Genomic DNA, 26,673 nt, shown 5'->3' on the forward strand with positions numbered 1-26,673 from the left:
GAGCATCTGCCATGAGAATTGTATTGCAGCGGACTGGCCCGGCCTCTGTTAAGGTAAAGAGCAGGATCATCGGTCAGATAGAGAAAGGCTTTGTCCTGCTGGTGGGCATCACTCACGGAGATACAGAAGAGGATGCGGATTATTTAGCGGAGAAGGTGGTCAACCTCCGTGTTTTTGAGGACGAAAATGAAAAAATGAATCTATCCTTGAAAGATACGGGAGGGGACATTCTCTCCATCTCTCAGTTCACTCTCTACGGTGACTGCCGGAAGGGAAGAAGGCCTAACTTCATGAACGCCGCACGGCCCGAGGAAGCCCGGCATATGTACGATCTTTTTAATGCAAAATTGCAGGAAAGAGGCGTTCATGTCGAGACAGGCGAATTCGGGGCGATGATGGATGTCAGTCTGGTGAATGACGGCCCCGTCACTTTAATTATTGACAGCAAAGAAAAATAACAGCATACAAAGCGGCTCGCTTTAGTGGACTGAAAAGCAGTAACCGTCCATAAGCTTGAGCCGCTTATTTATTTGTCAGGGATTGTATATTGTATGGGGCAGACGAGGATCAGGAGAAGCGGAGGTTGGAAAAAGGTCTTCGTGAGGCCGAAGAAAACCGAAACAAGGCTGGCGCAGTAGAAAAGAGGTCTTCACAAAAGAAAGCTGGAATAGCAGAAAAAGGTCTTCATGAGGCCGATGAAGGCCAAAAGAACGCTGGCACAGCTGAAAAAAGGTCTTCATGACGCTGATGAAGACCCAAATGAATCTAAACGGGGAAAAAGAGTCTTCATAGGGGAGGAAAACCGAAACAAAAGCCAGCAGGATTTAGTCCATCCTCTTGAAATACTCTGCCAGCCCTTTATAAAGAGCGGATGCTGCCTTCTCCTGGAATTTCCTTGAGCGGAGGACCTGTTCCTCATTTGGGCTGCTCAAATAGCCCAATTCCATGAGTGCGGCAGAGCTTTTGTTTTCTCTTAGCACGTGGTAATTCCCCTGCCGGGCTCCCCTGCTGCTCAGCATTAGATTTTGGGCCATGGCCTCTTCAAGGCATTCTGCCAGGGCTTTTTGATAGCCGTGGAAATAATAGGCGGTGAATCCCTGGACATCATTCTGCTGGGAGCTGTCATAATGGATGCTGAGGAACGTTGCTCCGTACCTTGAATTGGCCGCGGCTGTTCTGGTCTGCAGGGATATATAGGTGTCATGGCTGCGCGTTAGTATGGGTCTTGCCCCTGCCGCATCCAGCTTATTGTATAAGAGGAGAGCTGTCCTGAGTGTAAGGTTTTTTTCGAGGGTGCCAAGAGCACCTGTGGTCCCGCGGTCTTCTCCTCCATGTCCGGGATCAATGATGATAAGTCTGTCTTTTAAGTATTCCTGGGGTCCGGGTTCAGCAATCTGGGGTGTACCGTTAAGATTGGACGCCATCCAGCCTGCAATATACAAATTCTGGTTCCCATCCATCACCTTATACCAGCTTCCGGCTGCAGCCTGGACTTTGTAAACCTTTCCCTTCTCAGCTCTCTTGACAATTTTGGAGTTCACATCTGCTTGACTTCTTAAGCTTGTCCCCTCGTATAGGATCTTGATCTTGCTGCCTTCTGCGGGAGCTTCCTGCGCAGTCTTTTTTTCACTGCTGCTGCGCTCCAGGAACCAGCGGGGAGCCCACCCTTTTTTCCCTTTTTTGTATTCCAGGTATATCCACTGCTTTTCTTCTTTGATAATGGTATAGAAACCATCTTCTGTGATTTCTCCTATGATTTTTCCGTTGAGGGAAGGTTCGGCCCGTACAAACAACGACGCACTGGCACGAACCTCTCCCATGTTTGTTCCTTCAGATGGATTCTTTTTCTCTGGAGCGGGCGCGCTCTTTCCGCTTAGCTGGATAAAGTCAGCGGAAACCCACCCAGACAGATTCTTTGTCTGAAGCTTTACCCAGCTTTCATTTTGCTCAAGAACCGAGGCGGTCTCGCCTTGATCCAGCGTGCCGATGACCTGGAACTGTTCTCCAGGGCCGTTTCTGACGCGCAGGGAATCTGCTGTGACCAAGGCAGTTGGTGATTCATCTGTGCGTACCGCTTCCGTTGTCTGGACCAGCCAGCCGGCTGCCCAGCCTTTGCGGCCTCCGAAATCGATTTGAATCCAATCTCCCTTTTCCTTCAGGACCTTATATTCTTCCCCATAATAGGCTTTTCCAGCAACCGCTGAGGTCAGAGAGGGTCCTTCCCTGATATTGAGTTGGTTCACCTGAACTTTGATGGTTTTATCATCAGCGGATGCATGTCCAAGAGCCGCGGATAGCGGGATGAATAAAAGGATGAGTAAAATCCGGAGTAAGGTCCTTCTCAAATGGCCACCTCTTCACCAACAGGATTTTAGTAAGCACATTCGATATGGGAACCAAAAAAACCTTTAATTTTGGAAATAAAAATAAGCGAATCGGGCAGGATTATAAGAAAGAATGTCCTTTTAATTGGGGCAGCAGGAGGCTTGCAAAATGAGGTTCAGTGAAAAGGGAAGAATCAGCACGAGTGGAGCAAACCAGGTGTTTGGTGTAGATTTTCATGATTTTATGCAAAAGGAGGAAAGCTCCACGGTGATGGAATTGGCATCGGAGTTCGGGCTGGATGTCCGTGAGGTGAAAAACCTGAAGAAGAGAATGGAAAGATGATGAAATCTTCTTGACAATGAAGATGAGGGTACGTATTATTATTAAATATATCAAATTACATAGCTGCTGATAACCAATGATGGGGAAGAGTAGTTGAGAACCGGATGACAAGAGAGGAAATGTCCAGGCTGAAAGCATTTCTACTGAAGGCTCAATGAAAGAACACCCCGTAGGCTTCGCTCTGAAAAGGATTTCCATAGTAGGAGACGGACGTATACAGGCGTTAACTGTTAAAAGTGGAAGCGGATCGTTCGCTTCAACCAGGGTGGCACCACGGGATCAAACTCTCGTCCCTTGTAATTCAAATTACAGGGGACCGGGAGTTTTTTTGTTGTTCCCAGTGCTGGCAGTTATTCTCTTTTTATTGGACCATGTGAGAAAGGATGAGTCGATGTCAATTCAGATTCCAAGAGGAACACAGGATATCCTGCCCGGCCAGGTCGAGATCTGGCAGTATATCGAAAACAAAGCTAGAGATATAAGCAGAAGATATCAATATTCAGAAATCCGCACCCCTTTATTTGAACACACAGAACTTTTCCTGAGAGGAGTCGGTGATACGACCGATATCGTTCAAAAGGAAATGTACACCTTCCAGGACCGCGGCGGAAGGGATTTGACCTTAAGGCCAGAAGGGACGGCAGGGGTTGTCCGTTCTTATGTAGAAAATAAAATGTTTGGTCTTCCCAACCAGCCGGTAAAATTATTTTACATTTCCCAAATGTTTAGATATGAACGTCCGCAGGCAGGAAGATACCGCCAGTTTGTCCAGTTTGGAGTGGAGGCTCTTGGAAGCTCTGATCCGGCGATGGACGCAGAAGTCATTTCTCTTGCCATGAACCTCTATAAAGAGATGGGATTAAAAAGTATTAAACTCGTCATAAACAGTCTTGGAGATAAAGAAAGCAGACTTTCCCACAGGGAAGCACTGATCGATCATTTTTCACCAAGAATCGGGGAATTCTGTTCAGACTGTCAATCGCGCCTTGAGAAAAATCCTATGAGGATCCTGGACTGCAAGAAGGATCGGGACCATGAACTGATGAAAACTGCACCATCCATCCTGGAGTATTTAAATGACGAGTCAGCCGCTTATTTTGAAAAGCTGAAGAAATATCTGACGGATATCGGTGTTGAGTATACAGTGGATTCCGGTCTGGTACGAGGGCTGGATTACTATAATCATACAGCTTTCGAGATCATGAGCGAGGCGGAAGGCTTTGGAGCCATCACAACCCTTTGCGGTGGCGGAAGATACAACGGCCTGGTGGAAGACCTTGGCGGCCCTGAAACGCCGGGAATAGGCTTTGGAATGAGCATAGAAAGGCTTATTTCCGCTCTGGCTGCAGAGAACGTCGAGCTGCCTATCTCCAGAAGCCTGGACTGCTATTTTGTAGCATTGGGCGAGGAAGCAAAGGATTATACGGTCAAGCTTGTTCAGAGTTTAAGAGATGCAGGCTTCTCGGCCGACCGGGATTATCAGGATCGGAAAGTAAAAGCCCAATTCAAGGCGGCGGACCGCTTGAATTCAACATTTGTCGCTGTGCTTGGGGATGATGAATTAAAAGAAAACAAGATCAGCGTCAAAAACATGGAAACCGGTGAACAAACAGCTGTAGGCCTTGATACATTCGTTCAAGAATTTAAAAGGCTTCAAGAATAAGGAGGAAGGCATATGTTTGGCAGATCGTATTTTTGTGGTGAAGTTACAGAGAAAGCAATCGGAGAAAAAGTGACTCTTAAAGGCTGGGTACAAAAGAGGCGCGATCTTGGCGGCCTGATTTTTATCGACCTTCGTGACAGGACAGGAATCGTCCAGGTAGTATTTAATCCGGACCATTCAAAAGAAGCTCTTGTTACAGCAGAAAAGATCAGAAATGAATATGTGCTGGATATTTCAGGTACCGTTATTGCAAGAGAAGAGGGTACGGTAAATCCGAATGTGAAAACAGGAAAGATTGAGATCCAGGCTGAGCAGGTAACCATATTAAACGAGGCAAAGACTCCTCCGTTTGTCATTTCTGATCAGACAGATGCATCCGATGATGTCCGCCTTAAATACCGCTATCTGGACCTTCGCCGTCCTGTTATGTTTGAAACCTTTAAAATGCGGCACCAGACAACAAAAGCCATCAGAGATTACCTGGATGGGGAAGGGTTCCTGGATATAGAAACGCCTATCCTGACAAAGAGCACACCGGAAGGCGCGAGGGATTATCTTGTTCCAAGCAGGGTGCACGAAGGTGAATTTTACGCATTGCCGCAGTCTCCTCAGCTGTTCAAGCAAATGCTGATGGTTTCCGGGTTCGAGCGGTATTATCAGGTTGCCCGCTGCTTCAGGGATGAAGATCTGCGTGCAGACCGTCAGCCGGAATTCACTCAGATTGATATTGAAACAAGCTTCATGAGCCAGGAAGACATCATTGAAATGACAGAGCGCATGATGCAAAAGGTGATGAAGGATGTTAAAGGAATGGAGCTTCCGCTTCCGCTGCCCCGTATGACGTATGAAGATGCGATGGGGTATTATGGTTCGGATAAACCTGATACAAGGTTTGAAATGAAGCTCATCAATGTCTCAGGGCTGGTTAAGGACAGCGGCTTTAAAGTGTTCTCCGGTGCAGTTGCTTCAGGCGGAGAAGTAAAGGCTGTCAATGCCAAAGGAGCAGCTTCAAAGTATTCCCGCAAGGATATTGATGCCCTCCAGGAATTTGCCGGCATTTATGGTGCGAAAGGCCTTGCGTGGCTTAAGCTTGAGGAAGACGGGCTGAAAGGACCGATTGCTAAATTCTTTGGAGAAGAAGAACAGGCGCAATTGATCGAGACTCTTTCTGCTGAGGCAGGAGATCTCCTTCTGTTTGTAGCGGACAAGAAGAGTGTCGTCGCCAATTCCCTTGGAGCACTGCGATTGAAGCTTGGGAAAGAACTCGGCCTTATTGACGAGTCCAAATTTAACTTCCTTTGGGTGACTGACTGGCCACTGCTTGAATATGATGAAGACCTTGGCCGTTATTTTGCCGCACATCATCCATTCACGATGCCGTTCCGCGAAGACCTCGAAAAGCTTGAAACCGATCCGGCATCTGTGAAAGCCCAGGCTTATGACCTTGTCTTGAACGGATATGAGCTTGGCGGCGGATCCATCCGTATTTTTGAACGTGATGTTCAAATGAGAATGTTCGAGGCTCTTGGCTTCACAATGGAAGAAGCGAAGGAACAGTTCGGTTTCCTTTTGGAAGCATTTGAATACGGAACTCCTCCCCACGGCGGGATTGCCCTTGGACTCGACCGCCTCGTGATGCTTCTGGCAGGCAGAACGAATCTTCGGGACACCATCGCATTCCCTAAAACAGCAAGCGCAGTGGACATCCTTACGAAGGCGCCGGGCGAGGTCAGCGAGGCACAGCTCGATGAACTTCATCTAGCATTAAAATTGGAAAAAAGTGAGTAAAGACCTAGAGCGGATTTCTTGAAAACAGCTTCTCTGCTGTGATAAGATATCATCAATAAGCAAGAGTCCTGATGTGTTCGTTTTCCTTCTATACGTTTTGACCGAACACTTATAGTTACGGGAGCACGAGTTTTCCGGCTGCGTACATGCCTTTCTTGAAGAGGACTTACAAATGCCGGGAACAGGGCACCCACCTGCTGAGAGCGGGTTCAAAACTATGGCACTGACGGCACGATCGGGGCTCTTGCACCTACATACGGACGTAAACCTGTGCCTCGGCACAGGTTTTTATTATGCTTGCAGCCTTCCTGAAGGGGCAGAGAGAGTCTTGTTTAAAAAATTGAGTATGGTATATTCTTATAGAGAATTTATTTCTTGGTAAAGGGTAAATACATATTAACAAGACGAGATTAACTGGAGTGATAGATGATGCTTCACCAATTTTCTAGAAATGAGCTTGCCATTGGAAAGGAAGGGCTGGAAACGTTAAAGAATACGACCGCTGCTGTTTTAGGTATCGGCGGAGTGGGTTCCTTTGCGGCTGAAGCCCTTGCCAGATCAGGAGTCGGCAGGCTGATCCTTGTGGATAAGGACGATGTGGATATCACGAACATCAACAGGCAGAATATCGCCTTCCTTTCTACTGTGGGAAAGTTTAAGGCCGATCTGATGAAAGAAAGAATCAAAGACATCAATCCAGATTGCGAAGTCATTTCACTGAAGATGTTTTATACGGAAGAAACCTACGAGGAATTTTTCAGCTATGGATTGGATTATGTCGTTGATGCGTCTGACACCATTTCATACAAAATCCATTTAATGAAGGAATGCCTGAAACGGAATATAAAGATCATTTCGAGCATGGGTGCCGCCAATAAAATGGACCCGACACGGTTCCGGATTGCGGATATTTCCAAGACCCATACAGATCCCATTGCCAAAGTCATCAGGACACGATTGAAAAAAGAAGGAATCCGGAAGGGCATTCCGGTGATTTTCTCAGATGAAAGCCCGATTGTCATCAAAGAAGAAGTCCGAAAAGAAGTGGGGAATGACCAGGCGCAGATCAGGAAGGCTAAAATGCCTCCTTCCTCCAATGCATTTGTGCCGTCTGTGGCGGGTCTGATTGCAGCAAGCTGGGTAGTGCGCGATATCCTGAAGGATATTAAAATCAGCAGAGTGAATGATTAATGCAAGAAAGGCTTCCGGGCAGTGCCCTGAAGCCTTTTTTATTTTTGCAGCTTTTCATAGACAGAAGCCAAAGCCTGCTCGAATTTGCCAGTCTTTTTAGGGACATAATATTTTTTATGCTTCAGCTTGTCAGGAAGATACTGCTGCTTGACCCAGCCGTTTTCATAGTCGTGCGGATAAAGATAGCCGATTCCCCTTCCGAGCTCCTTGGCTCCTTTATAGTGGGCATCCTTCAAATGGAGCGGCACATCCCCATAATTTCCAGAACGGATATCAGCGAGGGCGGCGTCCAGTGCCGAATAGGCAGAATTGGATTTAGGTGAGAGGCAGAGCTCTACCACTGCAGCTGCAAGCGGGATCCTCGCTTCGGGAAAGCCCAGGCGTTCAGCTGCCTCAACAGCAGCGAGGGTGCGCGGCCCGGCCTGGGGGTTGGCAAGCCCGATATCCTCGTAGGCCATGACCACCAGGCGCCTGCTGATGCTGACGAGATCTCCTGCTTCGATCAATCTTCCCAGGTAATGCATGGCGGCATTAACATCGCTGCCCCGGATGGATTTTTGCAGGGCGGACAGGACGTCGTAATGGGCATCTCCATCCTTATCATGGGAGAAGCTTTTCTTCTGGATGCACTCCTCAGCGGTCCTTAGATTGACCACAATCAACCCGTTTTCATCGGGCTCTGTGGATTGGACGGCGAGCTCTAGGGCGTTCAAGGCACTGCGGACATCTCCGTTTGAGGCAGAAGCCAGGTGAAGGAAGGCTTCCTCGGAAATTTCTGTCTTATAGCTTCCAAGTCCCCTTTCCTCATCAGCGGCAGCCCGCTTCAGTGCATGGACGATATCCTCAGGCTCCAGAGGCAGAAGCTCAAAAATCTGGCATCTGCTCCTTATGGCCGGATTGATCGCATGATAGGGATTGCTTGTAGTGGCCCCGATCAGGGTAATCATTCCGTTTTCCAAATAAGGAAGAAGGAAATCCTGTTTGGTCTTATCCAGGCGGTGGACCTCATCGAGCAGGAGAATCACTTTCCCTGACATCTTTGCCTCCTGTGCGACGATTTCCATATCCTTTTTATTATTCGTAACAGCATTCAGGGTGCGGAAGGCAAATTTCGTACTGCCGGCTATCGCCGAAGCAATCGAGGTCTTCCCTACACCGGGAGGACCATATAAGATCATGGAGGAAAGCTGCTTTGCCTTCACCATTCTGCGGATGATCTTTCCTTCTCCCGTCAAATGCTTTTGTCCAATGACTTCATCTATATCTTTGGGGCGCATACGAAACGCCAGAGGTTTAATAGTCATAGAGTTTCCCCCGGGAATAAAAGGTTATAGGCATGACGTCATTGTTCTAGTGTCATGTCCTGTGCCCCTTACTTTACCATATAATATGGTAAACTTAAAATGCATAGAATCATTGAATATGCTATAATTTCAAAAGCCTCACTGTTCATTTCCCCATTCTCTCGCTGATTTTTCCTGCAGCGGAAAAATCGTGCGGCAGCATCAGATTCTAAGACAGGCTGCATGCACAATGAACATACAATGAAGTCCGTCTTTTATAAGCATTTTTGCAAAACTAGCTATAGACGGCTGAAAAGCCGGCAATGATTATAGTATGAATTTTATCTTTAATAGAGGTGTATGCTTTGAAAATATCAACTAAGGGACGTTATGGTTTAACTATTATGATTGAATTGGCAAGAAAGCACGGGGAAGGTCCGACTTCTTTGAAGGCCATCGCGCAGACCCACGATCTTTCCGAACATTATCTCGAACAGCTCATTGCCCCGCTTAGGAATGCCGGGCTAGTGAAGAGCATCCGTGGTGCATATGGGGGCTATCTTCTTGGCAGAGATCCAGAGGATATCACCTCTGCAGATATCATCAGGGTCCTTGAAGGGCCGATCAGCCCTGTAGAGGGAATTGAGGATGAAGAACCTGCTAAGAGAGAACTATGGATAAGAATACGGGATGCGGTAAAAAATGTATTAGATAATACCACATTGAAGGATCTGGCAGATTATTCAGAGGATAACGGACAGGCAGACTCCTATATGTTTTATATTTAACCCGTCAGGAGGGAGATTCTTGGAAAAGATATATATGGATCATGCGGCGACATCTCCCATGCATCCTGAAGTAATTGAAAGAATGGCATCTGCCATGAGAAATGATTTTGGAAATCCATCCAGCATCCATTCCTTTGGGAGGGCAGCCAGGCATGTGCTGGATGAATCCAGGGCCCTGATTGCAGGCAGCATTCATGCAAGAGAAAATGAAATCATTTTCACTAGCGGAGGAACGGAAGCGGACAATCTTGCCATTCTGGGGATTGCGCATGCGCAAAGCTCAGCGGGCCGGCATATCATCACCTCCCAGGTCGAGCATCATGCGGTCCTCCATACCTGTGAAGCCCTTGAAAAACAAGGATATGAAGTTACATATCTCCCAGTCGGCACAGAAGGCAGGATCTCGATGGAGGATTTAAAGAAGGAGCTTCGCAGCGATACCATTCTTGTGACCATCATGTATGGAAACAATGAAGTTGGTACGCTTCAGCCAATCAAAGAGATCGGCAGTCTCCTGAAGGATCACCAGGCCTTCTTTCATACAGATGCCGTCCAGGCTTACGGACTTGAAAAAATAGATGTGAGGGAAATGGGAATTGATCTCTTATCCGTATCTTCTCACAAAATCAACGGTCCAAAAGGGATTGGTTTCCTCTATCTGAGAGATGGGGTTAAATTGTCTCCTCATTCTTACGGCGGCGAACAGGAAAGAAAGCGGAGGGCCGGTACAGAAAACGTACCAGGCATTGCTGCTTTTGCGGAGGCTGTGAAAATTTCGCAGTCATCAAGCGCGGAAAAACGGGAGCTCTTTTCTTCATTTAAAAGGAAGATGATCCAGATTCTGAATGAGGAAAACATAAAGTTTGCAATTAATGGCTCTGTAGAGTATGCTCTTCCTCATGTACTCAATATCAGCTTTCCTGGCACCAATGTGGAGGCCATGCTTGTAAACATGGACTTAGCCGGAATCGCGGTTTCGAGCGGCTCTGCCTGTACGGCGGGATCCATCGATCCATCACATGTGCTTGTGGCCATGTATGGGAAGGAAGCTGAGGAGGCCAAGAATTCCATAAGGTTCAGTTTTGGCTTTACCAACACACAGGAAGAGATTGAAAGGGCCGCGAGAGAAACAGCTAAAATCGTAAAAAGGCTGAGTGCAAATTAGCAGAATTCTGCTGAAAAAAATAAATAAGGGGTGACACCCATGAATAAATTACCCAAAGATACCCGTGTAGTAGTCGGAATGTCTGGAGGAGTAGACTCTTCGGTCGCTGCACTGTTATTAAAGCAGCAGGGATATGATGTTGTCGGCATCTTCATGAAAAACTGGGATGATACAGACGAAAATGGAGTCTGTACGGCAACAGAGGATTATAATGATGTAATCCGGGTCTGCAACCAGATCGGCATCCCCTATTATGCAGTAAACTTTGAAAAGCAATACTGGGATAAGGTCTTCACTTACTTCCTGGATGAATATAAAGCGGGCAGGACGCCGAATCCGGATGTGATGTGCAACAAGGAAATCAAGTTTAAAGCGTTCCTTGAGCATGCCCTAAATCTTGGAGCGGACTATCTTGCAACCGGGCACTATGCACAGGTTGAATTCCGCGACGGAGAATATAAAATGCTCCGCGCTATAGACGATAACAAGGATCAAACGTATTTCCTGAATCAGCTCAGTCAGGATCAGCTGTCAAAAGTCATGTTCCCTTTGGGGGGCATCGAAAAGCCAAAAGTCAGGGAAATTGCGAAAGAAGCCGGCCTTGCCACTGCGGCCAAAAAGGATTCGACAGGCATCTGCTTTATTGGTGAACGAAACTTTAAGGAATTCCTCAGCAACTATCTTCCTGCACAGCCGGGAACCATGCAGACTCTTTCCGGAGAAGTGAAAGGGCAGCATGAAGGCCTTATGTATTACACAATCGGCCAGAGGCACGGACTTGGTATCGGGGGAAGCGGGGATCCTTGGTTTGCGGTAGGAAAAGATCTTGAAAAAAATATCCTATATGTTGAGCAGGGCTTCGAGCATGACAGCCTCTTTTCGACCTCTATTTCGGCGGTTAATTTAAGCTGGGTTTCCGGCAGTGAAGTCCCGGAAGAGTTTACCTGCACCGCGAAATTCCGTTACCGCCAGGCAGATAATGAAGTGACAGTAAAGGTGACCTCAAAGGATACAGCTGAAGTCATTTTCAAACAGCCGATCAGGGCCGTGACTCCCGGCCAGGCAGTAGTCTTTTATAATGGAGATGTATGCCTCGGGGGCGGTACCATCGATGAAGTGTATAAAGGCAGTGAACGATTGACATACGTTGGATAAAAAGAAGCAGGCCTGAAGACTTCCAGGCCTGCTTTTTTTCGGGGGAACGAGGCAGGGGATCTTTATGTAACGCCTGATGTCCTGTGGTATACTTTTTATACAATATTGGAGAGTGAAATCATGGACAAAAATATGCAGGGAATCCAGTTTATGCAAGAAGGCAGATATGAAGAAGCAGCGAAGGTTTTTTCAGCGGTCATTGAAGAGAACCCCCAGGATGCCTTGGGTTATATAAACTTTGGTAATGTACTTACAGCAGTAGGTGAAAACCTGAAAGCGGAGAATTTCTTTAAAAAGGCCATAGAGCTGGATGAAGAGGCTTCTGCTGCTTATTATTCACTTGGAAACTTATATTTTGAACAAGAAAAGCTGATCGAAGCAAAGGACATGTTTGAAAAAGCCGTCAAAACCGGCATGGATAATGGGGATGTCTATTTTATGCTGGGAATGGCTCTTTTGCAGCTGGACCAGCCGCGGCTTGCCATGCCTTATTTGCAGCGGAGCATGGAGCTGAATCCGGAGGACGCAGAGGCAAGATTCCAATATGCCCTCTGTCTTGCCAGCCAGGAAATGTATCCAGAAGTGATCAAGGAATTAAAGAACGTTCTCGAAAAGGATCCAGGCCATGGAGACGCCTTATACAATCTGGGAGTGGCATATGCGCTGACGGGCGATATCCAATCTGCCATCGAAAGCATGACGAGGGCGCTGGAAGTCCAGCCTGACCACATACTTGCCGGACATGGAAAAAAGCAATTAGAGGCGATTCTCGAAGAAGAGAATAACTAAAGAATGAAAGGAGGGAAATCGTGATTCAGCAGGATTCCTTAAAACTGTTTACAGATGAAGAGAAAAAATTTATGAAGGGCCGCCATCTTGTTACCATTTTTCATAATGAGCAGAATCTTTATTCAGTGGTAAGAATCCGGCTGGATGATACCAATATCGACTATGACGAAAAAGAGGCGGTTGTGACAGGGTATTTCCCTCGGATTCATGAGCATGAAACATATATATTCTTTGGTGAAATGAAGGAGCATCCCAAATTCGGACAGCAATTTCATGTCGAACACTTCCGGAAGGATATTCCTCATACCAAGGATGGCATCGTCAATTACCTGTCGAGTGATTTATTTAAGGGAATAGGAAAAAAAACGGCTCAAAGCATCGTCGATACTCTTGGTGACAATTCAATTTCCAGGATTCTGGAGAATCCCGCCCTGCTTGATGGAATTCCAAAATTGAGCAGTGAAAAAGCAAAGGAGCTTTATGAAAGCCTCATGGAGCATCAGGGGCTCGAAAAGGTCATGATTACCTTGAGCCAGCTTGGTTTCGGTCCGCAGCTCGCCATGAGGATCTATCAGGCTTACAAGCATGAAACTCTCATGGTCATCCAAAGTAATCCTTACCAGCTTGTAGAGGATGTGGAAGGAGTCGGTTTCGGGCGGGCGGATGAATTAGGCTTCCAGCTCGGGATTTCAGGGAATCATATGGACCGCATTAAGGCAGCCTGTCTATATACTCTGGAGACAGAATGCCTTCAGGAAGGAAATGTGTATCTTGAGACTGATCAGCTGCTGAAAAGCGTAAAATCCCTTCTCGAAGAAAATAAGCGCGATGTCATTGATTATCGCAATATCTCAGAAGAGATCATTAAACTGGGAGAAGAAGGAAAGGTCATCGTGGAAGAAGACAGAGTGTATACACCTTCCCTTTATTTTTCTGAAAAAGGGCTTGCTGCGAAAATTCAAAAAATCCTGGATCAGGATCAGTATGAAGATCAGTTCCCAGAATCAGAATTCCTCCTGGCATTAGGGGAACTGGAGGAAAGGCTCGGAGTAGAATATGCCCCTGCCCAAAAGGAAGCGATACAGACTGCCCTGATGTCTCCCATGCTCATTATGACCGGGGGGCCGGGAACCGGGAAAACGACGGTCATCCAGGGAATCGTAGAGCTTTTTTCCGAGCTTCACGGGGCATCGCTGGAACCTAAGGACTATAAAAAAGAAGAGCCGTTTCCCTTTGTGTTAGCGGCACCAACCGGGCGCGCGGCAAAAAGGATGTCGGAATCCACGGGGCTTCCAGCCGTTACCATTCACCGGCTGTTAGGCTGGAATGGAAGTGAGGGATTTTCCCATCATGATGACAATCCCATTGAAGGCCGGATCCTGATTGTCGATGAAATGTCGATGGTCGATACCTGGCTTGCCAATCAGCTTTTCAAGGCCGTTCCCGAAAATATGCAGGTCATCTTGGTCGGAGATGAAGACCAGCTTCCTTCTGTCGGTCCGGGCCAGGTACTTAAGGATCTTCTTCAGACCAAAAAGATCCCGACTGTGCAGCTGGAGCATATTTACCGGCAGGAAGATGGCTCGTCCATTATCGATCTGGCCCATGAAATAAAACGAGGCCGGCTGCCTGATGACATTCATCAGCCGAAGCCGGACCGTTCCTTCTTTGCCTGCAGCACAGCCCAGATTGCCGAAGTGGTAGAAAAAGTGGTGAAAAACGCAAAGAAAAAAGGATATTCAGCCAGAGATATTCAGGTGCTGGCTCCCATGTACCGGGGACCGGCAGGAATAGACAGGCTGAATAAGCTGATTCAGGAGATCTATAACCCAAATACGGATGGGCAAAAAAGGGAGCTTTCCTTTGGGGACGCAACGTACCGGGTAGGAGACAAGGTCCTGCAGCTGGTGAACCAGCCGGAGAGCGGCGTATATAATGGTGACATCGGCCAGGTGGTCTCTGTTTTCTATGCCAAGGAAAATACAGAGAAGCAGGATTTGCTGATCGTTTCATTTGACGGACTGGAAATCACCTACAGCAAGACGGACTTGACCCAGATTACACTCGCCTACTGCTGTTCCATCCATAAATCACAGGGAAGTGAATTTCCTATCGTCATCCTTCCGGTAGTGAAAAGCTATTACCGGATGCTGAGAAGAAATCTGATTTATACGGCCATCACCCGAAGCAAAAAGTTTTTGATCCTCTGCGGGGAAGAAGATGCCTTAAGGATGGGCGTGGAGCGCGGGAATGAACTCCGAAGGAAAACCACCCTCAAGGACAGAGTCCAGACTATACTTGGCGAAATGGAAGAAGAGAATAGCGGAGAACGCGGCAGCGAAAAGGAATTCCTAAGGAAATTAATGAGTACAAGTCCCATGATCGGCATGGAAAACGTTACTCCTTATGATTTTTTGGTAAATGAATAGTTTCTTTAGATGGTGTGAAACATTCACCAACAAAAAACCTTTTACCTTTGGTATTTCCACGTAGTCTATGGTAAAAGATGTATATTTTTATGAAAAAGTGGGCACAATCGTAGGGTACAAAGTTTCGGATGGCTTCTTTTCTGACCTGACTCAGGGGTCGATAGCCCGGACTCTTATGCCCGCTGCGATTGGGAGAGACGCCATCATTATACAAGCTTAGTTTAGTGAGGTGTCTTTCCAATGAAATGCCCAAATTGTGCAAGCAAGGATATTGGAAAAATTGGAGTCAACCAATATTATTGCTGGAATTGTTTTATTGAATTATCTGTGTCAAAAGGACTGATTCACACCCATCAAGTTGAAGAAGACGGGTCGCTCAGCTCGCTTGATGATTTATTTGAAGAAGATAACCGCCGGATCAGCGGGGAATTTTAATCAGGGAATAAGGCAGTTCGAAAAAGCACCGACAGGGGGGCTTTTTCGAACTGCCTTTTTTGTAAGGTCTGTATTATTCACTTTTGATTTTCGCATAACAAAGTAAAATCAACCTTCAGCTATACAAAGTCTTTTGTAGTAGGAGAACTCCTTTTTACTGATCCTGGCACTGGCAAGGATCTATCGGGAATGAATCATGTACATAGGGTCTCTATTCCTTTTCCCTGCTTTATTGTATGGAAATGTTAAAAGTGACAAACCCTAAAAGATAAAGTAAAGGGGGGCGGGAATGAACATTCAGGTGAAGTGGTATTACCGGCTTGGCTTTTTACTGCTGGTCTTCGTTGTTCTCTATGTGTTTTTTAAATTGAGGCCGATTTGGGTCCCACTGCTTGGAATTCTCGTGACCGCTGCGCTGCCCTTTATCATTGGAGGGTTTATCGCGTACCTTCTGCATCCCGTTGTGGAAAAGCTGCACAGCCGCGGACTGCCCAGGGGGATTTCTATTTTAATTATTTATCTCATATTCTTCGGGGGAATGGGGTTTGCTCTTTATAAGGGTGTGCCGGCAATGGTGGAGCAGGTCAAGGAGCTTTCTGCGAGCGCACCTGCCGTGGCGGAACGTTACAGGGAATGGTTCAATTCCATGCACAAACAGACATCCTCATGGCCATTTGGCCTGCACGAACGGCTGGAGGAAGGCATCTCTTTATTCGAGAAAAGAATGGACAGCCTTCTCGATATGGTCATGAAAAGTGTGATGCGCGTATTTGACTTCATTCTGCTGATTGCGCTGATCCCATTCGTGGCCTTTTATTTCTTAAAGGATATTGAGGCGATGAAAGGGACGCTGTGGTACCTGACCCCAAATAGATGGCGGACGAGCGGAGCCTCGTTCCTTAAGGACGTGGATCAGTCGCTGGGGAACTATATCAGGGGGCAGTTTCTTGTCTGCGCCATCATCGGCGGACTTTCAACTATCCTTTTCTGGGCCATTGGAATGAAGTATCCTTTATTATTCGGTGTCATAATAGGCGTAACCAATATTATTCCGTATTTTGGGCCGATTATTGGCGCGATACCTGCCATGCTTATCGCAGCCGCTGTGTCCCTTAAGCTGATGGCGGTCGTTGCACTGATTGTATTTGGGCTCCAGTTTATTGAAGGAAATGTTCTTTCGCCTTTTATTGTGGGGAAAAGCCTGGCGATGCATCCGCTCATTATCATGGCCGCCCTTTTGATAGGCGGGGAGACCGGCGGAATTCCGGGCCTGATTTTAGCAGTACCTGTACTCGCAATTGTAAAAGTAGCTGTGATTCATTCTAAAGATCATTTTGCAAAGAAGCCCCATGCAGATGCAGAGTAGCCGCAGGCATTGACAAACCGCAGGACAATGCATATAATCATGTTAATTATTACAATTTCAAATTGTGAAAACGTTGATGGAAATGAGTATGTTAAAGACCATTTGTACTGCTGCGGCAGTTAAGAGAGGAATCTCCACCGGCTGAAAGGGATTCTAAATGAAGGTTAACAGAATGCTAGTCCTGAGTGTAGTTAATTCCTATCGTTTGCCGCGTTAAGGCAGTGATGAGGTGATGAATGCAGTTTGTGCATTCATAATCAGGGTGGTACCGCGAGATAACTCTCGTCCCTGTCAGGGGATGAGGGTTTTTTTGCGGCCTTTTTTGGTTAAATCCTTTTTTCCGAATTGACTGTTTCTATTTGAATATAGGAGGAATGTAAAATGAAAAAATTAACAGGAGCACAGATCCGCCAAATGTACCTGGACTTCTTTAAGGGAAAAGGACATAATGTAGAGCCCAGCGCATCACTGGTTCCCCAGGATGACCCTTCTCTTCTTTGGATTAACTCTGGTGTGGCTACATTGAAAAAATATTTTGACGGCCGGGTGATTCCTTCTAATCCAAGAATCACGAACGCACAGAAAGCCATCAGAACGAATGATATCGAGAATGTCGGAAAAACAGCCAGACACCATACATTCTTTGAAATGCTTGGGAATTTTTCCATTGGGGATTATTTCAAAGAAGAGGCAATTACCTGGGCTTGGGAATTCCTAACGGATGAAAAATGGATCGGCTTTGATAAGGAAAAGCTGTCTGTGACCATTCATCCGGAGGATGAGGAAGCATTCAAGCTCTGGAATGAAAAAATCGGGATTCCTTCTGAACGGATTATCCGCTTAGAGGAAAACTTCTGGGATATCGGCGAAGGACCGAGCGGACCAAATACGGAAATTTTCTATGACCGCGGTGCTGAATATGGCGATGACCCAAATGATCCGGAATTATTCCCTGGCGGGGAAAATGAAAGATATCTTGAGGTGTGGAACCTGGTATTTTCTCAATTCAACCATAATCCTGACGGCAGCTATACTCCGCTGCCAAAGAAAAACATAGATACAGGAATGGGTCTTGAAAGAATGGCTTCAGTAGTCCAAAATGTTCCTACTAACTTTGATACGGACCTATTTATTCCGATCATACAGGCCACCGAAAAAATTTCAGGCGTCAAATATGGATCTGACAGCGAGTCCGATACAGCCTTCAAGGTCATTGCGGACCATATCAGGACGGTTTCTTTTGCTGTCGGTGACGGAGCTCTCCCTTCCAATGAGGGACGCGGCTATGTACTTCGCAGACTGCTGCGCCGTGCAGTGAGATATGCCAAAAAAATCAATATCAACCGTCCGTTCATGTTTGACCTGGTATCGGTTGTGGGCGACATCATGAAAGACTTCTATCCGCAGGTCAGCGAAAAGCATGATTTCATTGAAACGGTCGTCAAAAACGAGGAAGAGCGTTTCCACGAAACATTGAATGAAGGGCTCAGCATCCTTTCTGAAGTCATCAAAAAGGAAAAAGAAAAGAACAGCAGCACTATCTCAGGAGAAGATGTTTTCCGCCTCTATGATACGTATGGCTTCCCTGTCGAGCTTACTGAAGAATATGCCGAGGAAGAAGGCATGAAGGTGGACCATGAAGGCTTTGAACAGGCTATGGAAGCACAGCGTGAGCGTGCCCGTGCCGCCCGCCAGGACGTCGGCTCCATGCAGGTACAGGGCGGTGTGCTTGGGGATATCACGGAGGAAAGCAAATTTACAGGCTATGACCATCTGGAGGCTGACGGCATTGTCCAGGCTATCGTCAAAGACGGCGAGCTTACGGAAACAGCCCAGGAAGGCGATGAAATTCAGCTTGTGCTGAGCGAAACTCCATTCTATGCTGAGAGCGGAGGCCAGATTGCCGATATTGGGACCATAATCGGGGAAAATGTAAAGCTAATCGTTCAGGATGTACAAAAAGCTCCAAATGGACAAAACCTTCATAAAGCCGTTGTCGAATCCGGTACACTAGTAAAGGGAAGCAGCGTTCATTCAGCTGTCTCTGCTGAAAACCGTTCTGGAATCACAAAGAATCATACGGCTACCCACCTGCTTCATCAGGCATTGAAGGATGTTCTTGGGGTTCATGTAAACCAGGCAGGTTCCCTTGTGCAAAACGACAGGCTGCGATTCGATTTCTCTCACTTTGGCCAGATTAAACCAGAAGAACTTGAGAAAATTGAAGAAATCGTCAACACCAAGATTTGGGAAAGCATTCCTGTGCAGATTGACTATAAGCAGCTTAACGAAGCGAAAGAAATGGGAGCTATGGCGCTGTTCGGCGAGAAATACGGAGACATCGTAAGAGTTGTGCAGGTTGGAAGATACAGCCTTGAACTCTGCGGCGGCTGCCATGTTCCTAACACTTCTTCCATCGGCCTATTTAAAATTGTTTCAGAAAGCGGAATTGGAGCAGGCACGAGAAGGATCGAGGCGGTAACAGGCGCATCTGCGTACAGACAGCTTAAAGACCAAATCGCCATCCTTCAGGATGCATCGGCAAAATTGAAATCCAGTCCTAAGGACCTTCCAGGCAGAATCGAAGCTGTAATGGCAGAGATGAAGGAGCTTCAAAGAGAAAATGAATCTCTGACAGCAAAGCTGAGCAATATAGAAGCTGCAAACCTTGTGGATCAGGTCAAACAGATTGACGGAGTTCCGGTCCTTGCTGCCAAGGTCCAGGCTCAGGACATGAATAATCTCCGTGCCATGGCAGATGATTTGAAAAACAAGCTTGGATCAGCTATTATTCTTCTTGGTTCTGTACAAGGAGAAAAGGTTAACTTGATTGCCGGAGTAACTAATGATTTAATGGAAAAAGGATATCACGCTGGAAAATTAATCAAAGAAGTAGCTACCCGATGCGGAGGCGGCGGCGGCGGCCGTCCGGATATGGCCCAGGCAGGCGGTAAAGACCCTGGAAAACTGGATTCAGCGCTTAGTTTTGTAGAGGAATGGGTAAAATCCATTTAAACGCCGGGTACTTTTCATTTTCCAAGCAGGTAATTCCCAAAGCAGTATGGAAAGAGTAAATATCAATTTTTAAAGGCTCCGGAATCAGTGAGAAGCCTGAGACTGGGCCTTCAAAAACCTGGGAATTATAACAGGCCGGCATCTCAGCCGGCCGCCCTGGGATAAATAAAGGGGTGCCAAAATGAGTTCCTTTGACAAAACCATGAAATTCAATTTCTCTGATGAACCGTTTGAGAGGGATGTGCGGGAAGTCCTGTTCCAGGTGCATAACGCCCTGCAGGACAAAGGGTATAATCCTATTAATCAGATTGTGGGATATCTATTGTCCGGAGACCCTGCGTATATTCCCAGGCATAATGATGCCAGAAGCATTATCCGCAAGCTCGAACGGGATGAGATCATTGAAGAGCTGGTAAAATCTTATCTGAAATCGCAGCGTGAGGGATAATTATGCGGGTTATGGGTCTTGACGTCGGTTCAAAGACGGTGGGTGTCGCAATCAGCGATGCCATGGGATGGACAGCACAGGGTATTGAAACCATCCAAATCGACGAAGATAGAAATATGTTTGGCTACAAAAGAATTGGACAACTTATTAGAGAATATGAGGTATCTAAAGTAGTGGTCGGACTCCCAAAGAATATGAACAATACCATTGGGCCGAGGGCTGAAGCCAGTCAGGCATATGCCGCTGCGATTGAGGCCAAGTATAAGGTTCCTGTGGAGCTTTGGGATGAACGTCTGTCCACGATGGCAGCTGAGCGGGTGCTGCTCGAGGCCGATATGAGCCGCAGCAAGCGCAAGAAAGTCATCGACAAGATGGCGGCCGTGATGATCCTGCAAGGGTATCTTGATCGACAATCAAATTTATAGGAGTGAATAGAATGGAAAACGGAGAAAAGAATATAACAATCGTTGATGAAAACGGGAATGAACAATTATGCGAGGTACTATTTACCTTTGATTCAGAAGAAACTGGTAAATCTTATGTACTGTACTATCCTTTAGGAGCCGATCAGGATGAAGAGGATATCGAAATTCATGCTTCTTCTTACGTCCCAAGCGACGACAACCAGGACGGAGAACTTCAGCCGATTGAAACAGAAGAAGAATGGGATATGGTAGAGGAAATGCTGAACACCTTCCTTGATGAAGAAGGCGACGAAGCATAATAATGAAAAGGGTTCGGAATAGGTCTCATTCCGAACTCTTTTTTTATTTTTAGGGAAGGCTAGGATTAATGGATTCATTAAATTCATTTTCTCTCGTCACACGCGGAGAACCATCCGAAACCTGCGGACCCACTCAATTTAGTTTTGATTGTTAATGAATTACAATCACCCTGCATCAGCCCATCCCCCGCCTAAGTCAGAATTAAAGGAAAATAATCGTCGAATCCTAATAATTTAAGAGGGTTATTGTAAATAATTTAGGTAATATGTAGGTTTCTGCAGGCCCTTTATAGTATAATGATTCGGAAAGTGAAAGATGATTTGTTTCTTGACTGGTTTTTGGAGGGGAAAGAATGAGCGATAAAGATACTAAAAAGCAGTATATAAAACAGCAGCTTCTAAAAAGAGAAAATGAAGCCAGAACTGTTAGGAAAATCGTGCTTATATCCTTGCTGGCTGTTGTGCTGCTATTTGCGGCCATTGGCCTTGGGGGCTACTTCTATGTTCAGTCCGCGTTAAAACCGGCCGACCCAGATAGTAAAAAAACGACCGAGGTGACCATTCCCATCGGTTCGAGTGTTTCCGGTATATCGATGATCCTCAAGGACAAGGGGATTATCAAAAACGCGAAGGTTTTCCACTATTATGTGAAATTTAAAAATGAATCAGGATTCCAGGCGGGAAAATACAAGTTCTCACCTTCTATGAAATTAGATGAAATTATATCTAGCCTTAAGAGTGGGAAGGTCATGCAGGAAGCTGCCTTGAAAATCACCGTACCTGAAGGAAAGCAGCTTGTTGAAATTGCCGACATTTTGGCTCAAAAGACAAAGCTGAAAAAAGAAGATATATTGAAAACCCTGAATGATCCGGCTTTTGTTAAGAAAATGCAAGCTTTATATCCAGGCCTTCTTACCAATGATATATACGGAAAAACCATTAAATATCCTCTTGAAGGCTATTTGTTCCCTGCCACTTATTCCTACTTTGAAAAACAGCCTACTGTGGAAGACCTCGTTAAACCGATGCTGAAAAAACAGGCAGATATTGTTCTTCAATATAAGGATACAATGGGCAAGAGGAAGCTTACGCCGCATAAGCTGCTGACTATGGCTTCACTTATTGAAGAGGAAGCAACCGAAAAGACTCATCGCGAATCCATCGCCTCCGTCTTTTATAACAGGCTTGAAAATGGAATGCCCCTGCAGACGGATCCTACCGTATTATATGCGAAAGGAAGCCATGAAAAACGGGTGTATTACAAGGATTTACAGATTAAGTCTCCGTACAATACGTATCTGAATAAAGGGCTGCCTCCTGGGCCGATTGCAAATGCAGGTACCAGCTCTCTCGAGGCTGCATTGAACCCAGCCGATACAAATTATCTATATTTCCTTGCGGCACCGGATGGAAATGTTTATTTCTCCAAAACGCTGGATGAGCATAATAAGTTGAAGGCAGAGCATATTAAATAATTCCATTTGCAGATTTTAAGGGGGAAAAATTCACTTTCCCCCTCTTTTTGTGTTAAAATATTCAAAGTGAATTTTTTGCTGTTCCAACATAAGGCCTTTGCTGCCTTGTGAAATGGAGAATTAGATCTCAAGGTTCATCTCTTGTCTTTTACATAAAGCGAAGAGTTTATTATTTAGATTTGTCCGGGAGGATTTTGTTTATGAATAATAAGGTTGAGGAATATCTTCAGTCTCTAATTCCTGCCCACTCCAATTTATTTAGCGAAATGGAAGCCTATGCAGAAGAACATAAGGTTCCTATCATGGATAAAATCGGCATGGAAGCATTACTGCAGTTTCTCAGACTGCAAAAGCCGTCATCTATTCTGGAAGTCGGCACAGCAATTGGGTATTCAGCGCTGCGGATGTCCGATGTACTTCCTGAAGCAAAAATTGTAACGCTTGAACGTGATGAAGAGAGAATAGAAACAGCCAAAAAGTATATAAAGGAAGCCGGCAAACTGGACTCCATCAGGATTATTGAAGGCGATGCACTTGAACTCTCTGAAAAAGTGCAGTCTGAAGGACCTTTCGACGCCATCTTTATCGATGCGGCAAAAGGCCAGTATAAAAAGTTTTTTGAGATTTACGAACCCATGCTGAACAGCGGAGGCATCATCGTTACGGATAATGTATTATTCAAGGGCTTGGTGGCAGTTGAGGAATCTGAAATTGAACAAAGGCGGATAAAGAACTTAGTTAGGAAGATCCGGGACTTCAATACATGGCTGATGAATCACCCTTCCTATGATACTGCGATCATGCCGATTGGCGACGGAGTGGCTGTCAGCAAAAAAAGGGGCAGCTGACACCTGCTTAGGAACAGCTGTTTTTTATATGTGAAAATTGATCGGATAAGACTGAATAAGGAACACAGGACTGGGTACCATACCACAAAAGAACCAGGAGGCTTTTGTGCCTCTCCTTATATGAGCGCCGAGAAGAAAGGCAAGGAGATAGAAAATGAATAAAAAACCAGTAGTCATTGGTGTTGCAGGGGGATCGGGATCTGGGAAGACGAGTGTCACCAAGGCTATCTTTAAAAGCTTCCAGGGGCATTCCATCCTGATGCTTGAGCAGGATTATTATTATAAAGACCAGAGCGAGCTTCCCTTTGAACAGCGGTTGAAGACCAACTATGACCACCCGCTGGCCTTTGATAACGATTTACTGATCGAGCATATTAATAAGCTTCAGAGATATGAGGCTATTGAAAAGCCGGTTTATGATTATGCCATCCATACACGTTCGCAGGAAGTCATCCATGTTGAGCCTCAGGATGTCATCATCCTGGAGGGGATCCTGGTGCTTGAGGATGAAAGACTGAGGAATCTGATGGATATGAAGCTGTTTGTGGATACGGATGCAGATATCCGGATTCTACGCCGCATGGTCAGGGACATAAACGAGCGCGGACGGACGATTGAATCGGTCATCGACCAGTATTTAAGCGTGGTGAGACCGATGCATAACCAATTCATCGAACCGACCAAGCGGTATGCAGATATTATTATCCCTGAAGGCGGCCAGAATCACGTCGCAATTGACCTCATGGTCACAAAAATCAAGACCATTCTTGAAGAAAAGTCATTTTTATAATACTATTGCATAAATAAAGAAATAACATCCTCCTTAAAGCGGCTGTAATAAAAATGCAGCAAAATTTACAGGAAGTGACTAGAGAAATTTTCAAAAAAGGTGGACAAAACCACCAAAAGGTAATAATAATACAAATAAGAGAAAAATGCGCGTCCTGCTGAAGGTCGCGCAATTATGATTTATCTTAAGGAACTAATAAGCATAAGACCTCATAATTAGATATAAAGCTGGGGGATTGTGAAAGATTAGAAGGAGTGAACATTTTGGCTATAGAAAAAGTATTCCCAATGACTAAACAGGGAAAAGAAAAGCTGGAACAAGAATTAGAGCACCTAAAGAGTGTTAAAAGAAAAGAAGTTGTCGAAAGAATTAAAATTGCCCGCAGCTTCGGCGATTTATCCGAAAACTCGGAGTACGATTCTGCAAAGGAAGAGCAGGCATTTGTGGAAGGCAGAATCACAACTTTAGAGAATATGGTTAGAAATGCCAAGATCATTGAAGAAGATGAAATGAATTCAGATACGGTATCACTTGGGAAATCGGTTACATTCGTAGAGCTTCCTGATGGCGACGAAGAAACTTACACAATTGTGGGAAGTGCAGAGGCGGATCCATTTGAAGGGAAGATTTCAAACGATTCACCAATAGCAAAAAGCTTGATTGGCAGAAAAGTCGACGAGGAAGTTACTGTCCAGACTCCCGGCGGAGACATGCTTGTCCGTATCGTCACTATTAAATAAATTAAATGTTTTTTAATCGAATGGATTTCGTCTAAAACACAGACACCTCGTCAACAATGCTGATGAGGTGTTTTTTTTATGCCAGAAAAAAGAATGAAATGGACCGCCGTATTCCTGATGGTACTGTTAGCTGCCTTAACAGGAAGACTTGCCCAGATCCAGCTTGTGCAGACCGAATCCTTTACAAAGCATAATATTAATCTCATCCAATCAAGCGTCACTCAGCGGACCCAGGCTTTATCCCTAGATAATGGAAGAGGAAAATTTTATGACCGGAGTGGAAATCCGCTGGGTCATGAGGAAATTCCCGTCCTGGTTCTCTTTCCCTTCCTAAAGGATATGAAATGGCCCTCTGAAAAGGTAGCAGAAATTTTAGGGGTAAAGGAAGAAGCACTGACTAAAGCAGTAAAAAATGCAAAAAAGCCTTTTGCATTTGGAGGAAGGCCGCCCATCGTTTTGTCTGAGGACCAAATGGCTCAAATCAATGAATTGAAATTCCCCGGGGTATTTGCGGTGGAAAGGAGTTTTTCCAGAAAAATGCCCGCTGAACAGTTAATTGGCACATTGACTAAATGGGATGGAATGAAAGCGGGAGCAGAAGGGAAGCACAACAGGGAAGATTGGATCGGGAATTCAGGCCTGCAGGCAGCTTTAGATGAATTTCTGTCAGGCGGCGGAGAATCCAAGCTGGTGTATCATGTGGATGGAATGGGAGGCCCCTTATTCGGGATCAATGTGAAGTATGTGGATCCTTCCAATCCTCTTTATCCCGTGAAGGTTATCACCACTCTGGATAAAGAACTGCAGCTTAAAGCAGAAAAGCTGGCCGATTCCCATCAAATAAAAAATGGAGGGCTCGTGTTATTGGATATTGATTCCGGAGAAATCAGGGCAATTGTTTCCCGGCCTGACATAGACAATAAGGATCCTAATACAGGTTCCCAAAACAAAATGTTTTCACAGGAAAAAATCGGTTCTGTATTTAAAACGGTGGTAGCTGCTGCAGCCATTGAAAAAGGGCTCGCTAAGAACGGCGAAATGTTTGATTGCAATAAAACGATAAATGGGAAGAAAGATCCCATCAGGAATTTGGGGTTCCTGGATTTTGAAGAAAGCTTTGCCCAAAGCTGCAATCGTACGTTTGGTGACCTGGCTGTAAAGCTGCAGCAGATGGATATGAACATTCTTGAGGAATATGCGGGGAAACTGGGCCTGATTGGGAAGTCGGGCTGGACAGGACAGGTGTACCACACGGCTGTTTCCCAGCTATATCGTGAGGATGCGGGAAGGATCTGGGCAGATGGGACTGATAGGCAGGATAAGAAGCTCACGGCTTATACAGGGATTGGCCAGCAGGATGTACAGGTTACGCCGCTGGCAGCGGCCAATATGATGGCTTCCATTGCAAGAGGAGGGAAAGCGATGAGTGTGAAGGCCGTCAGCCGTATTGAATTCAAGAATGGCTCCACCGTTTTCAAATTCCCTGAGCAGCCGCTTTCCGGGGCAGCAGTCGCTCCTTATACGGCCATGAAGCTGCAGACGATGCTTCGGAATGTAGTGACGGATGAAAAAGGGACAGGAAGAGTTTTGCAGGATCTGCCCTATGAGGCAGCAGGGAAGTCAGGAACGGCACAGACAGGATTGTTTCAAGATGGGAAGGAGCTTTACAATAAATGGTTTGCGGGCTATTTTCCCTATAGGAATCCCAAATACGCTTTAGCTGTGGTAAATCTGGGAGTCCCTGAGGATGAGGGTGGAGTGAATCTCCTGTTTGCTGACATAATTAAAGCAGTATATTCGGTGGACATGTCCAGGTCAGATGGGCCATAATAATCATTATCTGAGGCTGACAGGGATTAATTTGGGCAAATCCCTTCAATGATAGAGTTGAACATGTTAAGATAAAAGCGGTTA

At 45.8% G+C, this 26,673-nt stretch carries 24 protein-coding genes, 1 other RNA gene and 1 other annotated feature; of the genes, 23 read left to right on the forward strand and 2 right to left on the reverse strand.

Going from position 1 to position 26,673, the window contains the following annotated elements; all coding sequences use genetic code 11:
* Positions 1 to 11: 11 nt before the first annotated feature.
* Positions 12 to 458, forward strand: a complete 447-nt coding sequence (gene dtd / locus H539_RS0112535; protein WP_026693808.1) for a D-aminoacyl-tRNA deacylase — start codon at positions 12 to 14, stop codon at positions 456 to 458.
* Between the two features lie 125 nt (positions 459 to 583).
* The gene (locus H539_RS31490) at positions 584 to 742 is read left to right on the forward strand and encodes a hypothetical protein (RefSeq protein ID WP_155890021.1); all 159 of its coding nucleotides are present in this window, start codon (positions 584 to 586) and stop codon (positions 740 to 742) included.
* 82 nt (positions 743 to 824) lie between these two features.
* Here H539_RS31490 and H539_RS0112545 read toward each other — a convergent pair whose 3' ends face one another.
* Complete coding sequence (locus tag H539_RS0112545) at positions 825 to 2,345, reverse strand: N-acetylmuramoyl-L-alanine amidase family protein (protein ID WP_026693809.1); 1,521 nt, start codon at positions 2,343 to 2,345, stop codon at positions 825 to 827.
* A gap of 148 nt (positions 2,346 to 2,493) precedes the next feature.
* Between H539_RS0112545 and H539_RS32415 the strand changes: the two genes are divergently transcribed.
* From H539_RS32415 to H539_RS0112575, 5 genes are all read left to right on the forward strand, one after another.
* Positions 2,494 to 2,667, forward strand: a complete 174-nt coding sequence (locus tag H539_RS32415) for a hypothetical protein (protein WP_026693810.1) — start codon at positions 2,494 to 2,496, stop codon at positions 2,665 to 2,667.
* 67 nt (positions 2,668 to 2,734) lie between these two features.
* Positions 2,735 to 2,965 (forward strand) — a binding site (T-box leader).
* 93 nt (positions 2,966 to 3,058) lie between these two features.
* Positions 3,059 to 4,330, forward strand: coding sequence for a histidine--tRNA ligase (gene hisS, locus H539_RS0112560; protein WP_026693811.1), 1,272 nt, complete (start codon positions 3,059 to 3,061; stop codon positions 4,328 to 4,330).
* 12 nt (positions 4,331 to 4,342) lie between these two features.
* Complete coding sequence (gene aspS, locus H539_RS0112565) at positions 4,343 to 6,118, forward strand: aspartate--tRNA ligase (protein WP_026693812.1); 1,776 nt, start codon at positions 4,343 to 4,345, stop codon at positions 6,116 to 6,118.
* A gap of 62 nt (positions 6,119 to 6,180) precedes the next feature.
* Positions 6,181 to 6,364: non-coding RNA, 6S RNA (gene ssrS, locus H539_RS30785), on the forward strand.
* 183 nt (positions 6,365 to 6,547) lie between these two features.
* Complete coding sequence (locus tag H539_RS0112575) at positions 6,548 to 7,309, forward strand: tRNA threonylcarbamoyladenosine dehydratase (protein WP_026693814.1); 762 nt, start codon at positions 6,548 to 6,550, stop codon at positions 7,307 to 7,309.
* 38 nt (positions 7,310 to 7,347) lie between these two features.
* On the opposite strand, the gene H539_RS0112580 is transcribed toward H539_RS0112575, so the two are convergent.
* The gene (locus H539_RS0112580) at positions 7,348 to 8,613 is read right to left on the reverse strand and encodes a replication-associated recombination protein A (protein WP_026693815.1); all 1,266 of its coding nucleotides are present in this window, start codon (positions 8,611 to 8,613) and stop codon (positions 7,348 to 7,350) included.
* A 344-nt stretch (positions 8,614 to 8,957) separates the two neighbouring features.
* On the opposite strand from H539_RS0112580, the gene cymR reads away from it, so the two are divergent.
* The 16 genes from cymR to H539_RS0112665 all read left to right on the forward strand — a co-directional run bounded on the left by cymR (position 8,958) and on the right by H539_RS0112665 (position 26,589).
* Positions 8,958 to 9,380 (forward strand): cysteine metabolism transcriptional regulator CymR, encoded by a 423-nt coding sequence (cymR, locus tag H539_RS0112585; RefSeq protein WP_026693816.1) that lies wholly within the window; start codon positions 8,958 to 8,960, stop codon positions 9,378 to 9,380.
* Positions 9,381 to 9,399: 19 nt separating this feature from the next.
* Positions 9,400 to 10,545: a cysteine desulfurase family protein gene (locus H539_RS0112590; RefSeq protein ID WP_026693817.1), complete on the forward strand. Its 1,146-nt coding sequence runs from the start codon at positions 9,400 to 9,402 to the stop codon at positions 10,543 to 10,545.
* 39 nt (positions 10,546 to 10,584) lie between these two features.
* A complete protein-coding gene (gene mnmA / locus H539_RS0112595) occupies positions 10,585 to 11,700 on the forward strand; it encodes a tRNA 2-thiouridine(34) synthase MnmA (RefSeq protein ID WP_026693818.1) in 1,116 nt (371 codons plus the stop codon).
* Between the two features lie 120 nt (positions 11,701 to 11,820).
* On the forward strand, positions 11,821 to 12,489 hold the full coding sequence (locus H539_RS0112600; protein ID WP_026693819.1) for a tetratricopeptide repeat protein: 669 nt from the start codon (positions 11,821 to 11,823) through the stop codon (positions 12,487 to 12,489).
* Positions 12,490 to 12,509: 20 nt separating this feature from the next.
* A complete protein-coding gene (gene recD2 / locus H539_RS0112605; RefSeq protein ID WP_026693820.1) occupies positions 12,510 to 14,918 on the forward strand; it encodes an SF1B family DNA helicase RecD2 in 2,409 nt (802 codons plus the stop codon).
* Between the two features lie 240 nt (positions 14,919 to 15,158).
* Positions 15,159 to 15,353, forward strand: a complete 195-nt coding sequence (locus tag H539_RS0112610; protein ID WP_026693821.1) for a hypothetical protein — start codon at positions 15,159 to 15,161, stop codon at positions 15,351 to 15,353.
* Between the two features lie 289 nt (positions 15,354 to 15,642).
* A complete protein-coding gene (locus tag H539_RS0112615) occupies positions 15,643 to 16,719 on the forward strand; it encodes an AI-2E family transporter (protein ID WP_026693822.1) in 1,077 nt (358 codons plus the stop codon).
* 381 nt (positions 16,720 to 17,100) lie between these two features.
* A complete protein-coding gene (gene alaS, locus H539_RS0112620) occupies positions 17,101 to 19,734 on the forward strand; it encodes an alanine--tRNA ligase (RefSeq protein WP_026693823.1) in 2,634 nt (877 codons plus the stop codon).
* 181 nt (positions 19,735 to 19,915) lie between these two features.
* A complete protein-coding gene (locus H539_RS0112630; RefSeq protein ID WP_026693824.1) occupies positions 19,916 to 20,182 on the forward strand; it encodes an IreB family regulatory phosphoprotein in 267 nt (88 codons plus the stop codon).
* A gap of 2 nt (positions 20,183 to 20,184) precedes the next feature.
* Positions 20,185 to 20,607: a Holliday junction resolvase RuvX gene (ruvX, locus tag H539_RS0112635; protein WP_026693825.1), complete on the forward strand. Its 423-nt coding sequence runs from the start codon at positions 20,185 to 20,187 to the stop codon at positions 20,605 to 20,607.
* A gap of 11 nt (positions 20,608 to 20,618) precedes the next feature.
* Positions 20,619 to 20,906, forward strand: a complete 288-nt coding sequence (locus H539_RS0112640; RefSeq protein ID WP_026693826.1) for a DUF1292 domain-containing protein — start codon at positions 20,619 to 20,621, stop codon at positions 20,904 to 20,906.
* 353 nt (positions 20,907 to 21,259) lie between these two features.
* Positions 21,260 to 22,381, forward strand: a complete 1,122-nt coding sequence (gene mltG, locus H539_RS0112645; RefSeq protein ID WP_026693827.1) for an endolytic transglycosylase MltG — start codon at positions 21,260 to 21,262, stop codon at positions 22,379 to 22,381.
* Between the two features lie 200 nt (positions 22,382 to 22,581).
* Positions 22,582 to 23,229 (forward strand): O-methyltransferase, encoded by a 648-nt coding sequence (locus tag H539_RS0112650; protein WP_026693828.1) that lies wholly within the window; start codon positions 22,582 to 22,584, stop codon positions 23,227 to 23,229.
* A 154-nt stretch (positions 23,230 to 23,383) separates the two neighbouring features.
* A complete protein-coding gene (udk, locus tag H539_RS0112655) occupies positions 23,384 to 24,019 on the forward strand; it encodes a uridine kinase (RefSeq protein ID WP_026693829.1) in 636 nt (211 codons plus the stop codon).
* Positions 24,020 to 24,282: 263 nt separating this feature from the next.
* Entirely contained in the window at positions 24,283 to 24,759 is a 477-nt protein-coding gene (gene greA, locus H539_RS0112660; RefSeq protein ID WP_026693830.1) for a transcription elongation factor GreA, read from the forward strand.
* 78 nt (positions 24,760 to 24,837) lie between these two features.
* Positions 24,838 to 26,589, forward strand: a complete 1,752-nt coding sequence (locus H539_RS0112665; protein WP_026693831.1) for a peptidoglycan D,D-transpeptidase FtsI family protein — start codon at positions 24,838 to 24,840, stop codon at positions 26,587 to 26,589.
* Positions 26,590 to 26,673 lie beyond the last annotated feature (84 nt).

The organism is Peribacillus kribbensis DSM 17871, from assembly GCF_000430765.1.
Classification (GTDB): domain Bacteria; phylum Bacillota; class Bacilli; order Bacillales; family DSM-1321; genus Paraperibacillus; species Paraperibacillus kribbensis.

What these genes read in the sequence shown, in the direction of transcription:
- dtd (WP_026693808.1), top strand. Translation starts at nt 12, where the DNA reads ATGAGAATTGTATTGCAGCGGACTGGCCCGGCCTCTGTTAAGGTAAAG.
- H539_RS32415 (WP_026693810.1), top strand. Translation starts at nt 2,494, where the DNA reads ATGAGGTTCAGTGAAAAGGGAAGAATCAGCACGAGTGGAGCAAACCAG.
- hisS (WP_026693811.1), top strand. Translation starts at nt 3,059, where the DNA reads ATGTCAATTCAGATTCCAAGAGGAACACAGGATATCCTGCCCGGCCAG.
- aspS (WP_026693812.1), top strand. Translation starts at nt 4,343, where the DNA reads ATGTTTGGCAGATCGTATTTTTGTGGTGAAGTTACAGAGAAAGCAATC.
- H539_RS0112575 (WP_026693814.1), top strand. Translation starts at nt 6,548, where the DNA reads ATGCTTCACCAATTTTCTAGAAATGAGCTTGCCATTGGAAAGGAAGGG.
- H539_RS0112580 (WP_026693815.1), bottom strand. Translation starts at nt 8,613, where the DNA reads ATGACTATTAAACCTCTGGCGTTTCGTATGCGCCCCAAAGATATAGAT.
- mnmA (WP_026693818.1), top strand. Translation starts at nt 10,585, where the DNA reads ATGAATAAATTACCCAAAGATACCCGTGTAGTAGTCGGAATGTCTGGA.
- H539_RS0112600 (WP_026693819.1), top strand. Translation starts at nt 11,821, where the DNA reads ATGGACAAAAATATGCAGGGAATCCAGTTTATGCAAGAAGGCAGATAT.
- H539_RS0112610 (WP_026693821.1), top strand. Translation starts at nt 15,159, where the DNA reads ATGAAATGCCCAAATTGTGCAAGCAAGGATATTGGAAAAATTGGAGTC.
- H539_RS0112615 (WP_026693822.1), top strand. Translation starts at nt 15,643, where the DNA reads ATGAACATTCAGGTGAAGTGGTATTACCGGCTTGGCTTTTTACTGCTG.
- alaS (WP_026693823.1), top strand. Translation starts at nt 17,101, where the DNA reads ATGAAAAAATTAACAGGAGCACAGATCCGCCAAATGTACCTGGACTTC.
- H539_RS0112630 (WP_026693824.1), top strand. Translation starts at nt 19,916, where the DNA reads ATGAGTTCCTTTGACAAAACCATGAAATTCAATTTCTCTGATGAACCG.
- ruvX (WP_026693825.1), top strand. Translation starts at nt 20,185, where the DNA reads ATGCGGGTTATGGGTCTTGACGTCGGTTCAAAGACGGTGGGTGTCGCA.
- H539_RS0112640 (WP_026693826.1), top strand. Translation starts at nt 20,619, where the DNA reads ATGGAAAACGGAGAAAAGAATATAACAATCGTTGATGAAAACGGGAAT.
- mltG (WP_026693827.1), top strand. Translation starts at nt 21,260, where the DNA reads ATGAGCGATAAAGATACTAAAAAGCAGTATATAAAACAGCAGCTTCTA.
- H539_RS0112650 (WP_026693828.1), top strand. Translation starts at nt 22,582, where the DNA reads ATGAATAATAAGGTTGAGGAATATCTTCAGTCTCTAATTCCTGCCCAC.
- udk (WP_026693829.1), top strand. Translation starts at nt 23,384, where the DNA reads ATGAATAAAAAACCAGTAGTCATTGGTGTTGCAGGGGGATCGGGATCT.
- H539_RS0112665 (WP_026693831.1), top strand. Translation starts at nt 24,838, where the DNA reads ATGCCAGAAAAAAGAATGAAATGGACCGCCGTATTCCTGATGGTACTG.